Annotated in this window: 12 protein-coding genes; 1 reads left to right on the top strand and 11 read right to left on the bottom strand. The window is 63.1% G+C overall.

Annotation, left to right across the window (positions count from 1 at the left end; translation table 11 throughout):
• Nucleotides 1-465 precede the first annotated feature (465 nt).
• The gene (locus tag ABZS43_RS19330; protein ID WP_355037292.1) at nucleotides 466-1,227 is read left to right on the top strand and encodes a 3-hydroxyacyl-CoA dehydrogenase; all 762 of its coding nucleotides are present in this window, start codon (nucleotides 466-468) and stop codon (nucleotides 1,225-1,227) included.
• A 186-nt stretch (nucleotides 1,228-1,413) separates the two neighbouring features.
• Here ABZS43_RS19330 and ABZS43_RS19335 read toward each other — a convergent pair whose 3' ends face one another.
• From ABZS43_RS19335 to ABZS43_RS19385, 11 genes are all read right to left on the bottom strand, one after another.
• Nucleotides 1,414-1,794, bottom strand: a complete 381-nt coding sequence (locus ABZS43_RS19335) for an SgcJ/EcaC family oxidoreductase (RefSeq protein ID WP_355037293.1) — start codon at nucleotides 1,792-1,794, stop codon at nucleotides 1,414-1,416.
• Nucleotides 1,795-1,870: 76 nt separating this feature from the next.
• Nucleotides 1,871-2,734, bottom strand: coding sequence for an alpha/beta hydrolase (locus ABZS43_RS19340; RefSeq protein ID WP_355037294.1), 864 nt, complete (start codon nucleotides 2,732-2,734; stop codon nucleotides 1,871-1,873).
• On the bottom strand, nucleotides 2,731-3,099 hold the full coding sequence (locus ABZS43_RS19345; protein ID WP_355037295.1) for a hypothetical protein: 369 nt from the start codon (nucleotides 3,097-3,099) through the stop codon (nucleotides 2,731-2,733). Before ABZS43_RS19345 ends, ABZS43_RS19340 begins: the two co-directional genes overlap by 4 nt.
• Nucleotides 3,100-3,162: 63 nt before the next feature.
• A complete protein-coding gene (locus ABZS43_RS19350) occupies nucleotides 3,163-4,698 on the bottom strand; it encodes an acyl-CoA synthetase (RefSeq protein ID WP_355037296.1) in 1,536 nt (511 codons plus the stop codon).
• Between the two features lie 70 nt (nucleotides 4,699-4,768).
• Nucleotides 4,769-6,382 carry an AMP-binding protein gene (locus ABZS43_RS19355; RefSeq protein ID WP_355037297.1) on the bottom strand — a complete coding sequence of 538 codons (1,614 nt, stop codon included), beginning with the start codon at nucleotides 6,380-6,382 and terminating at the stop codon, nucleotides 4,769-4,771.
• The gene (locus tag ABZS43_RS19360; protein WP_355037298.1) at nucleotides 6,379-7,428 is read right to left on the bottom strand and encodes an aldo/keto reductase; all 1,050 of its coding nucleotides are present in this window, start codon (nucleotides 7,426-7,428) and stop codon (nucleotides 6,379-6,381) included. Before ABZS43_RS19360 ends, ABZS43_RS19355 begins: the two co-directional genes overlap by 4 nt.
• Before the next feature lie 112 nt (nucleotides 7,429-7,540).
• Complete coding sequence (locus ABZS43_RS19365; RefSeq protein WP_355037299.1) at nucleotides 7,541-8,050, bottom strand: DoxX family protein; 510 nt, start codon at nucleotides 8,048-8,050, stop codon at nucleotides 7,541-7,543.
• 19 nt (nucleotides 8,051-8,069) lie between these two features.
• A complete protein-coding gene (locus tag ABZS43_RS19370) occupies nucleotides 8,070-10,337 on the bottom strand; it encodes an acyl-CoA dehydrogenase family protein (RefSeq protein ID WP_355037425.1) in 2,268 nt (755 codons plus the stop codon).
• A 160-nt stretch (nucleotides 10,338-10,497) separates the two neighbouring features.
• Complete coding sequence (locus ABZS43_RS19375) at nucleotides 10,498-10,929, bottom strand: acyl-CoA thioesterase (protein ID WP_355037300.1); 432 nt, start codon at nucleotides 10,927-10,929, stop codon at nucleotides 10,498-10,500.
• Nucleotides 10,926-11,528 (bottom strand): PaaI family thioesterase, encoded by a 603-nt coding sequence (locus ABZS43_RS19380; RefSeq protein ID WP_355037426.1) that lies wholly within the window; start codon nucleotides 11,526-11,528, stop codon nucleotides 10,926-10,928. The genes ABZS43_RS19375 and ABZS43_RS19380 overlap by 4 nt, the downstream gene beginning before the upstream one ends.
• 182 nt (nucleotides 11,529-11,710) lie before the next feature.
• Nucleotides 11,711-12,478 carry an enoyl-CoA hydratase-related protein gene (locus ABZS43_RS19385; protein WP_355037301.1) on the bottom strand — a complete coding sequence of 256 codons (768 nt, stop codon included), beginning with the start codon at nucleotides 12,476-12,478 and terminating at the stop codon, nucleotides 11,711-11,713.
• Between the last annotated feature and the right edge of the window lie 16 nt (nucleotides 12,479-12,494).

The following is a 12,494-nucleotide window of genomic DNA, read 5'->3' on the forward strand; positions in this document are numbered from 1 at the left end:
ACCTCGCTGACTTATTGACTTATCTCAAGGTGCGGACATCCATCGACCGGACGTTCCAACAGTGATGCGCGTCATACCTGAGCCTGCTGCCGAATGACCGCGCCCGGGCCGGCACGTCCATAGTCGCCAGGTAGTCGGTACGGCCGCAGGCATCGCCGTGGAGTGCCCTTTCGGGGCGTTGACCGGCGGCACACCGACCCTGCCGACGGCCGTGTCGACTCCGGTCGAAATCGTCGGCGGCTGCGTCCTCGGCGCAGCGACTCCGGGTTCACTCGGGCGCTTGACTGGCGGAGTTGTCGGTGGCGCGCCGAATTCTGCGAATCGCGAAATTCACCACACGGGCCACCGCCGCGACGCGCTTCTTGCCGTCGCTCCTGTAACCACAGCCAAGGCCGCCCTGCTTCAAATAGTGAACATAGTGAGCTATGTTGTATAGAACCTCATTCGTCTCGAAAGGACATTCTGATGCGAATCAGCAACAGCGTCGCTGTAGTCACCGGCGGCGCCTCGGGCCTCGGCCTGGCCACCACCAAAGTGCTGATCGCCGACGGCGCGCACGTCGTAATCATCGACCTCCCTTCGTCTGATGGTGAGACTGTCGCCAAAGAGCTCGGTGACCGAGTGCGGTTCGCCGCCGCCGATGTGACCGACGAAAATGCCGTCGCCGCAGCGCTCGACGTCGCCGAATCTCTCGGTCCACTGCGGATCGCGGTCAACTGCGCAGGCATCGGAAATGCCCATCGAACCGTCGGGAAGGATGGCGCGTTCCCGCTAGACGGCTTTACCAAGGTCGTCACCGTCAACCTCATCGGCACGTTCAACGTCATTCGGCTCGCCGCCGAACGCATCGCCAAGACCGAACCCGTCGATGGCGAACGCGGCGTCATCATCAACACGGCCTCGGTCGCGGCTTTCGAGGGACAGATCGGCCAGGCCGCCTACTCGGCCTCCAAAGGAGGAGTTGTGGGCATGACCCTGCCCATCGCTCGCGATCTCGCCTCGCTGCTCATCCGCGTGAATACCATCGCGCCGGGTCTGTTCAAGACCCCCCTGCTGGGCAGCCTGCCCGAACCGGCGCAGAAGTCGCTCGGCGCGCAGGTCCCCCACCCCTCACGGCTCGGTGACCCGTCGGAGTACGGCGCCCTGGCCGCGCACATCGTCGCGAATCCGATGCTCAATGGCGAGACCATCCGCCTCGACGGCGCGATTCGTATGGCCCCACGCTGACGAAAAGGGTTGACAGCAGCTGGTCCTGCCGAGAGCAAACGGGCCAGCTGCTCGACCACCGCAACGATTGCCAGGCGACGCCCGCGTCGAACGGCCCACGTGGCGAACGTCATTGGCTGTCGACGACAACTTTCGCCAGCTGTGGTCGTTCAGCTCCACCATGTCAGGCACTGCGAGATCGCTGTTCTACAAAAGTCGTTCGGCCGACGGATGGTCGATGACCATTCGCCATTCGCCATCCGTTTGACGACGCAGGACCGCCGCTGAGAGGCCACGGTGGATCGATCCGTCGGGCAGGGCGGCATTGTAGGCGCTGATATGCAAGGCGATATCTTCGCTGATCACGATCTCGTGCTTGTCGAACGTGAATTGCGGGTTCATCGCGACTATCTGCTCAAAGAGGCCGCGAAGCTGAGGTTCTCCCGCCGCTGTTGAACCGGCATCGAGCGCATAGACCGCTTGCTGCTCGTAACAAGACAGAATCGCCTTCGCATCCGCAGCGCGGTAGCCGGCAATCATCCGGTCCATAATGCGCTGGACCGCGGCTTCCTGGTTTACCGTTGCCATCGTCAACTCTCCTTCTGGTAGAAATACCTGTTCATCTGAGCGGGCGAGCGACTTCGTCGTGTGCTGAGCCGGAGATTCATCCGGTCGCGTCCGTCGATGTCCGGATCCGGTCCAGGACCGGCCGCAGGTATGCCATGAAGGTATCGTGGTCTTCACTCATGGGAAAGTGCCCGAGTCCATTCATGATCACCGCTTCGACGCCGGGGATGCGCGATGCGAGCTCGAGTGTGTCCTCCGGCATACACGAGTAATCGTATTCGCCGGTGAGCAGGAACAGCGGGCACGCTGCGGTGTCGATCGCCGCGAGATCTGCGTCCGAGGTGGACTCGTCTTTGTAGAAGTGCAGGTCGCCCTTGAAGACACCGGGCCCGCCCTGCGCGTAATGCCACAGCGTTTCGTCCCGATCCGCCGCAGGCGCCGCAGGCCCGATGAGTCCGGACATGAGCGCGGCACACAGTTCACCGGCGTGCACGTCCGGGCGGTGGAGATACTCGCGGTCGTAATAGGGAGCCACCCGCGGACCCGACTGGAGTCCGATGAGAGCACGGAACCGATCGGTGTGCGACCGGGCGATATCGAGGACGATTCGCCCGCCGATGGAGCAGCCGATGAGGACCGGATCGTGCAGATCGAGCTGATCACACACTGCGAGAATCTGTGCCGAATAGAACTCCGATGTGAGTTCGTACTCGGTATCCCGCCACCCCGCGGGTGCCGAGGACTTTCCATGCCACGGCATATCGAAGGTAATGACCCGGAAATGTTCGGTCACCGAGGCGTCGTTCATGAGGTGTCGATATTGGCGGCCGTCGGCCCCGGCGGTATGCAGGCACAGCAGCGGAATACCCTGGCCGGCTTCCTCGTAATATGTCCGATAGTTCCGGCCCTCGATGCTCAGGTGAATATAACGGCCGACGATCGGCTCGATGCCGGTATTCACGCGAGTACCTCCTTTCGGCGTGGGATCTCGAGAATGTCCTTGAAGTAGCGCAGGTTTGCCATGAACGGGTGCAGGTTGCCTTCCACCACAAGTACCCGGCGGCGCAGCAGCGCCATCAGGTCGTGCGAACCGGGCGCCGGTTCGGGTTGCCAGAACGCCGCCCACTCCCCTGCGGGCGCACGCAGCGTGAGAGTCCACTCGGGCATCACCCGCGGTTTCGGCTCGATCGACAGAACGAGACCGTCGCGGATCGACAGCACGAAGCTGTCGTCCAGACGATCGACCAGGACGACGGCAGTGACATACCGGCCCCGGTGAACGAGATCCGGGTCCTGCTGTGCTAACTCGACCCAGCGGTCAAACATCGGTCTCTACCTTCCGGGCTTCCGGGCTCATTCGATTGCCTGCTCCGCTGTCGAACTTCAGCCTTAATGTTCCGCCGCGCCAGGGGCAGCGGTGATTCCGATCAGATCGCGCCGCAGGATTTTTCCACTCGGCAACCGAGGAACCTCACCGAAGGTGATCGAGCGCGGGGCCTTGAAGTGTGCCAAATTTGCCCGGCAGTGCTCTATCAACTCTTGTTCGAGTTCCGGACCTGCTGTGGCATCGGGTGACGGCTGGACGATAGCATGCACGCGTTGGCCCATCTCGTCGTCCGGTTGCCCCATCACGGCAACGTCCTCGACGGCGGGGTGGAGAATCAGTGCGTCCTCGATTTCCTGCGGGTAGATATTCACCCCGCCGGACAGGATCAGGTCGGATCGGCGGGCGGAAAGATAGAGGAAGCCGTCTTCGTCGACGTGGCCGAGATCGCCGAGGGTGTTCCAGCCTTTGTCATTGAAGGCTTCCGCGGTCTTCGCGTCATCACCGAGATATTCAAATCGCTGCACGTCGCCGAACCAGATGGTTCCCACCTCGCCGGGCTCCAGTTCGTTGCCGTCATCATCACAGACGTGGACCACGCCCAGAACAGCCCGGCCCACCGATCCGCGATGACCGAGCCAGTCCGGAGTGTCGATCATGAAGAAGCCGGTTCCCTCACTGCCGGAATAGAATTCGGTGAGGATCGGGCCGAACCAATCGATCATTCGTTCCTTGACCTCTACCGCGCATGGGGCCGCGGCGTGCACCGCGAGCCGCAGACTCGAAATGTCGTAGCGATTCCTGGTCGCTCGAGGCAGTTTCAGCATCCGCACAAACATCGTGGGTACGAACTGAGCGTGAGTCACCGCGAACTCGTCGATCAATTGGAGTGCCTGTTCCGCGTCGAACCTTTTCATCACGACCGCGGTGCCACCGTTGCGCACGGTTCCCATCGTCCAGCCGAGCGGTGCCGCATGGTAGAGCGGTCCCGGGCTGAGGTAGACGGTGTCCGACCCGAATCCGAATTCCGAACCCACCAGATGATCGATGCCGAGTCCGGCGCCGAAGGACTCCCCCGTCAGTGTCGGAAGAATCCCTTTCGGACGCCCCGTCGTTCCAGACGAATACAGCATGTAATAGCCCTCGGACTCGTCCGAGATCGGAGTTGTCGGCAACTGCGAGATGGCAATCTCCAGGGATTCGACCTCGTCCAAATCGCCACCGACCACCAGGCGCGAGTTCAGAGCAGGTGACGCAGCTTCTGCGGCCGCGGCCAACTCGCCGAGCGACTCCGAGTGAATGAGCATCCGCGCACCGCAGTTCGCGACTATGTACGACGCCTCAGCCGTGCTCAGATGCCAATTCACCGGTGTATAGAACAGACCGGATCGCTGTGCAGCCCAGACCACCGGAAAGACCTCGAGCTGGTTCTTCATCAGAACTGCGATATGGTCGCCTGGTCCCAGGCCACGTGAGCGGAACAGATGGGCGATCTGGTTCGAGCGTTCCTCGAGCTCTCGATAGGTCAGGGTCGCGCCACTGTTCTCCATCGCAATCGCAGTCTTGTCCTCGTACTGCGTAGCCAGTTCCGTGAGATTCATGTGGCCTCCCGCGGTCCGGCAACGTCTTTCGCCAATCGCCCGGCTTTCTCGCGGAGTGAGTTCCAGTTGATCATGTACTGCCCACCTCGGTGAAGAATGTCCGCAGTTCGTTCTTGCGAATCTTGCCCACCGCGGTCCGCGGAAGTGTTTCGACGGTAGCCAGCTTTTCCGGCGTCTTCTGCTTCGCCAGGCCGGACGCCGCGAAATGACGGCGAATCTCGCTCAGGTCGAGTTCCATATCGGAGGCGAGAACCACGACCGCAGCGGCGACCTCTCCGTATCGCGGATCGGGTGCGGCCACAACAGCGCACTCGACAACTGCCGGATGGGCACTGAGCACGTCTTCGATTTGGCCCGAGGAAATCGTTTCACCCGCCCGGATGATGACGTCCTTGATCCGGTCGGTAACCGAGAGCCGGCCGTCGAGATCGAGGTGGCCCAGATCTCCTGTCCGCATCCAACCGTCCGGCGTGAACGCGGACAGGTTCAGCGTCGAATCCCGGTATCCGACAAATTGATCCGGACCTCGGGTGACGATCTCGCCGTCGACCCCGACCGGTACATCGCGGCCGTCCGAATCGAGGATCCGCACATCGACACCGGGCAGTGGTGCCCCGTCGGTGCGGATTCGAGCGTCCTCGGGGTCGTCCACGCCGCACACGGTGATGGTCGGATGTTCAGTGGCGCCGTAGCACCGATAGGTGGAGATGCCGGCGGCCGCGGCCCGCCTGCCCAGTTCGTCGGGGACCGTCGCAGCGCCGACCATCAACTCGGTCAGGCTGGCCAATTTCTCGGCTCTGTCCTCGAGATCGAGGATACCTGTGAGATGGAAGGGGGTTCCGACGGTCGATGTGACACGGTAGCGAGCGATCAGCTCCACCGCGATGCGCGGATCCCAGTCCTGCAGATACACAATTGCCGTTCCGTGCAGGATCGGCCGCAACATACCGGCGAAACCGGCGATATGACCGGGCGGAAACGACACCAGATGCACCGCTCCCACACCCGTGTCCTGCAGATCGGGCATGGTGCGCTGTTCAGCGAGTACCGAATTGTGGCTGTGCTGAACACCTTTCGGTGCCGAGGTCGTACCCGAGGTATAGACGAGCAGGCATACGTCGTCGGAGTTCACCTGCGGCGTGCGATACTCGCCATGCCGATCCAGCTTCGACCAGGCTGTCGCGTCGGCACAGTCTGCGCCGACCACCACGATTCGTTGGAGCGTGGTCACACTGGACAACCGCGCTATCCGGTCGGCGTAGCGGGTCGATCGCAACCGCTCCGGCATGACCAGAACCTTCGCGGCGGTTTGCTCGAGGATGAACAACAGCTCCGCGGTCCCATAGATATGCACCACCGGGACCAACGTCGCACCGGTGAGGAGCACGGCCTCATACGCGACGGCGCACTCGAACTGGTTGGGTAATTGCACCACCACCGCGTCACCGGGTCCGACGCCCATACCCTGCAAGCAGGCGGCGATCCGTCGAGCCTCTCGATGGATCTCACCGACCGAGGTCTCGATCAAGGTGTCGGCCTCGGCGAACACAACCGTCGTGCTCGCATTCCTTTCAACGCCTTCGGCGAAGGCGGTGACGAGGGTGCGGTCGGAATACCAACCCTCTCGGTACCATCTCGCGCGCAACGCGGCCGGATCGTAGGTTGTGATGTCGGAGGTAGTCACTGCTGGGCTCGCGCCTCGCGGTAGGACCTGCGCAAGTGCTTGTGCCGCAACGCGCGCGGCTCGTAGGAGATATCGGTTCGCTCGACGTTCATACCAGGGGCCACGATGTCGTCGATGAGGTCGAGTACGTCATCGGACAGCACGTTGCCGACGCCCCTCAGCTGGCTTTCCAGTTGATCCATGGTGCGTGGACCGATGATCGTCGAGGTAACCGCTGGATGTGCGAGGGTGAAGCCGAGCGCCAGCGTTGTCAAGTCGATGTCCGCTCCTTCGGCGACACCGTCCAGTCGATCGAGAAGATCGAATTTGCGCTGCGCGCCTTCGGAATCGATACGCCACGACCCACGCCCCAGCCGATTGAAGCGCATCTCATCACCGATCTGGGAGCCGCGCCGGTATTTTCCGGTCAGCCATCCGCCGTTGAGAGGACTCCAGACGATCGTGCCGATGCCGTAACGCTGGCAGGTGGGGAACACATCGCGTTCCGCCCCCCGGACGAATATCGAGTACGGTGGCTGCTCACATCTCGGCTTGATGTGGCCTCGGTCGGTGGCAACCCATTGGGTCTCGACGATCGATTCCGCTGGAAACGTCGAGGTACCGACCATCCGCACCTTGCCCGCACGCACCAGATCGGAGAGCGCGCCGAGCGTTTCATCCAGATCGGTGGCTTCGTCGAGTCGGTGCACCTGGAACAGATCGACGTAGTCGGTGCCGAGTCTGCGAAGGCTGTCCTCGCACGCCCTCACGATCCATCGCCTCGATGCGCCCCGATGGTTCGGGTCCTTGCTCATAGGATTGAAGAACTTGGTAGCCAGAACGACATCCTCGCGGCGGCCGGCAATCGCCTTGCCCACGATTTCCTCCGACTCGCCCCGGGAGTAGGCGTCTGCGGTATCGATGAAGTTGATACCGGCGTCCAACGCACGGTGGATGATCTTTCGACAATCATCGTGGTCGGCATTGCCCATCGCTCCGAACGACATCGCGCCCAGGCACAGCCGTGAGACCGAGACGCCGGTGCGCCCGAGGTGTCTGAACTCCATGCTTACTGTCCCTTCCAATCGGATCCACGCGCCTCGACACACATGCGCCGGGTGCGCTCTCTCTCATCGGTTTCGAATCCGCGATCGCGAGCCGGGCAGTTGTCCGAAACAATCACGACATCGCCTTTTCGCGAGGGCGGTAGCACGCCCCCAGCAGTGCGGTTGCCGCCCCGACCCCGAGTACCGCCGACACTACGAACCCGGCCCATCCGGTCAGAATGTCGGAACCGAAAACAGCCCAGTCCACGCTCAACCTGCCAGCGCCACCGACCGCCACCGCCACAGCTCCGACGGCCAGGACCAGGTTGTACTCCCACCCGTTTCCCGCGATGAAGAACCCGTGCTCGCGGTGCACCGTCCACGCGGCGACCAGCATCAGAGATACGAAGGCGGCCGCGGCGAAGGGAGTGAGCAGGCCCAGCGCGAACAAAATGCCAGCGCCGACCTCGGTGGTAACGGCGAGCCACGCTTGCAACAAGCCCGGGCGCATGCCAATGCTGTCGAACCAGCGCGCCGTTCCAGGAATTCGCCCGCCGCGGAACAGCTTTCCGTAGCCGTGCGCCGCCATGGTCAGCCCTAGACACACCCGAAGTAGGGCTGCGCCTACATCAATCGAAGTCATCAGATCTCCCAGCCGGTCGTCAGGAAAGTCCAGCCAGAACCGCGCCGGCGACTCGGTCGCGCAGATTCTCGGGCCGCCCCAAGGCGACTTGATTGGCCGTCGCTCGGCGGAGGAGCAGATGCACCGGGTGCTCCCAAGTGAAGCCGATGCCACCGTGGATCTGCATGCATCGCTCCGCAGTCGACACGGCAGCATCGATCGCAGAGGCCAAAGCGACCTCAGCAGATAGCTTCGCCTCCGGGTGTTCGGCCTCGAACTCAGCGGCGGACAGCACCTGCGCCCGCGCCCCTTCGGCAGCTACCAACATGTCCGCACACCGATGGGAAATGGCCTGGTAGGAGCCGATCAGATGACCGAACTGTGCACGCTGCCCAGCCCAGTCGACCGCGAGCGCCAGTGCCCTGTTCGCAATACCGACCGAGTCCGCAGCCAGCACCAGTTCCGCGCCCCTGCGTGATGCATCGAGAATTCGATTCACCTTGTCACCTCGGGCGATGATCTCCGGTACGACACCGTCCAGCACCACCGCACCGATAGTGCCCGTAACGTCGATCGACTCCTGACGTTCGATCTCGACTTCGATCGGTTTGACCAAACCCAGAACCAATTCGCCGCTGGCGGCGTCGCGCGCGACCATCACCAGTCGGTCGGCGACCGGCGCTCCCGGCACGCGCACGACCGAACCCGACAGGCGCGTTCCTTCCAATTTCGGCAATCGCTCGTCGAGGACCCAGCCATCGTCATCGACCGGAACGACGAACGCGGCTGTAGCACCGTCGCACACTGCTTCGACTGCCTCCAGCGCCTCGGCATGCAGCATTACTTCCAGCGCGATGAGAGTCGGGACCAAAGGTACCGGGGCGGCCGCATAGCCGGCCTCTTCGACCGCGGCGATCAACAACCGCAGGTCCGCACCGCCGCCACCGAACTGCTCGGAAACCGCGAGTCCCGGCAATCCGAAGCGCACCAGTTCATCCCAGAGCCCGATGTCGTAGTCGCCAGTCTTCGATTCCCAGGACAACAGCTGCTCAGTACTGGTATGCGGGGCCAATGCCTTGCCCAGTACCTGTCGCAGCGCGAGTTCATCCTCGCTGGGCTCACTCAGCGGACGTCCCGGCTCAACCGCGGCGGGGCGTGTTCCCTCGCCACGATGTGAAGGCAGTCCGAGAACTTGTTCGGCGATCGCGTTGCGCTGGATCTCGGCTGTTCCGGCACCAATGGTCGTGGCCCGACTCATCAGATACCCGTACGTCCAGCGACCTTTGTCCACCGCACCGTCTGACCGATTGCTCAATGCAGCCCCGGAGCCCGTCAGCCGTTGGGCGAGCCGATGCAGTTGCTGCTCGAACTCCGACTTCACCAATCGGTTCACAGAAGCCATCCCGCCGGGATCAGCTCGACGCAGAACAGCATCCAACGCCCTGGCACTGTTCGCGGCGATCGCTCGTACGCCGGTCTCGATGTAGGCGAGTTCCTGACGTATCAGCGCATCGTCGGCGTAGCCCTGGTCGATCGCGAGCGCGAACACTTTGTCGACCAGACCTCGGTAACGGAATTCGTCGGCGAGGAAGGCTGTCGCACGCTCGTGTCCGAGCGAGGTGCGCATGACCGACCAGCCTGCCCCCTCGTCCCCGACCACGTTCTCCACGGGCACCACTACATCGTCGAAGAAGACCTCGGCGAAGTGATATCCGCCGGAGGCATCCCTGAGCGGCCGGACGTCTACACCGGGCGAACTCATGGGAATCAGCAAATAGCTGATGCCCGCGGTACCTCGTCCAGCCGGACCGGTTCGCACCAACGTGAACATCCAATCGGCCTGGGAAGCCTGACTGGTCCAGATCTTCTGGCCTGTGACGCGGTAATTGTCGCCGTCACGTACCGCTTTCGTGGACAGCGACGCGAGGTCGCTGCCCGCGCCCGGTTCGGAGAAGCCCTGGCACCAGAATTCCTGCGCACGCAGCAGCGGTCCGAGGAAGCGTTCCTTCTGGGCTTCGGTGCCGTAGACGATCAGCGTCGGCGCGACGATGAATGCGAGCGGATTCGGATGTTTGGGTATCCCGGCCGCGGTCGTCATCCGGTAGTAGTCGAGTTGATCCTCCAGCCCCAGTTCGAGACCACCCGCAGACTTCGGCCATCCCGGCGCGGCGACGCCGGCATCGACCATCTCCGATTGAAAGGCACGGGCCGCCTCGGCTCGTTCTCGCGAGGTCCTCGGGCGTGGCCGCTCCGCATAGGACGCGAGCAGTGCGGACAAGCGATCACACCAGTCGCCCGTTCCGCCCAACCCCTCCACCAGGTCCGTCGTCGATCCTTCCACCACGCCTCCTCGACAATTCATCAAACTCACTAGGTTAACTTAGTAATAGATTACCGATAGTAGCGGCGAAGCGGAAGTGCTCGCGCACAGGCCACAGCTCGCCAGATGCGGCCCGCTGCGCATCGCCTCAGCAGCTGGGCATGATCATTCTTCGAGCGGCGTTACGGTACTGCTCGCCCAGCGGTTCGGCGCCAACTCGGCCGGCGGCCGTATTGACATCGACCGACCGGGAAACCGCCACCGGTTTACCGTCTTGGAACAGTCCTGCGCGATGTTCGATCGATGTGCGCCCGACACGGCACAGCCCGGCCCCGAGAAGAACGTGCCCCGGATACTCGACTTCGGCAAGGTAGTAGATTTCGACGTGGACCAGCACCATCCTCGAAGCTGCACTCGCACAGCGCAGTTCGCCGATCCTGCGATGCAGCAAGACTCGGCCCTCTTCGAAGAATCGCGCGATGGCGACGTTGTTGACGTGACCGACGCTGTCGATGTCGCCGAAGATCAGGCTGATCTCACGCTGACACGGATACATTTCCAGCGATGGCGCCTCGATCATGCGTGCTCCGCTACGCCGGCCGCGACGATGAACAGCCCACGCGCGGAGGAAGTCACCCGATCTCCCGCAACGATCTCACCGACCGTGAACAGCTTGCGTCCGTCACGGCGGACCTGCCGGGCACGAACCTTCAGGGGAACGTACAACGGGGTCGGCAGGTGGTAGGACACGGTCAGTTCGGCAGTCATTCCGCCGACGCCCGACAGTTGGTTCGCCACGGCCAGGGCGCCATCGAGCAACAGAGCGCAGACACCACCGTGCACGACCGCAGGCGGTCCTTGATACGGGAGTCCCAGTTCGACCGTGCCCTCGGCCCAACCATCGCCGCGGTCGTACATTGTCAGTGGCGGTGCGATCGGATTCTCGGGGCCGGTCGCCGGATCATGTCGTGCTACACCCTCGCCGCGCCAGATTCGAGTCAGCTGCGTCTCCACCGGATGAGCCCCGGTCTCCAGGACCTCCGCGATCCTTTCCAAACGGGCGACCACAGGCGGCAAGCCGCCATCGCCAGGAGCGGTCCGCGCCAAGGCGTCGATAATGCGCCGGACTGCGATCGATGCGTCGTTCACCGGGTCGTCGATCGAGGGTGCTGTCAACACCGATTCGCCAGGTGTGTGGCGTGACAGGGTTTTGCGACGGGCAGGTACTGTCCATTCGATCATAGCGCTGCTCCGGATGCGCACAGTGATCGATGGATTCGCTCAGCGATGACGCGCCCGTGCGCGGTCACCACGACCTGGGCATCGAGATCCAGTCGCCCCGACTTGCCGGGACAGCCACTTCAGGCATCGGGTCTCTGCTTCGCCGCTGATTTACCGAAGCGGTCACCGATATCTTTTCCGTCCGACCGCCAGGACGCCACGGCCTCGGCCTCCAGCCCCAGCGCATGGGCGACCGATGCGCCGGCACCTTCCTTCAGCAGACGCAACATTCGCTGCACCGCGGCGGGGTGGCTGGTCGCGATCGATCCGGCAATCGCGAGACTGCGTTCCAGCAACTGTTCGCCGGGAACGACCTCGTTGACCAGTCCGATGCGCAAAGCGGTCGCGGCATCGATCGGATCACCGCTGAGAATGATCTGAACAGCTGCGGGCAACCCAACGATTCGCGGCAGCATCGCACTACCGCCCCACCCGTTGAGCAGCCCGATCGAAGCGTGCGTATCGGCGAAGACCGCCTGTTCCGAAGCGATGATGAACGAACAATTCACCGCGAACTCGAACGCTCCCGTATAGCACGGGCCGTTCACCGCCGCGATAACCGGTTTGCTGATCGCACGCAGAATCTGGGTGGGCGTGGGCCCCTCGGTTCGCGGCGGTGGGCCGGCCAGCGCCTCCGGCAGGTCGACACCCGAGGAGAATGCCGTTCCGGCCCCGGTGATCACCACAACCCGAACATCCTCGTCCGCGTCGGCCTTCCACAGCTCACGTTTGATCGCCTTGCGCATCGCGCGATTGATCGCGTTGCGACGGTCCGGTCGATTGAGCGTCAGAATCGCGACATGGTCCTCACGGGTTACCAGGACGGGATCGTCGTTGCTGTCCGGCATCGGTTCTCCTTATGTC

Origin of the sequence: Nocardia sp. NPDC005366 (assembly GCF_040606855.1) — a bacterium.
Taxonomy (GTDB): domain Bacteria; phylum Actinomycetota; class Actinomycetes; order Mycobacteriales; family Mycobacteriaceae; genus Nocardia.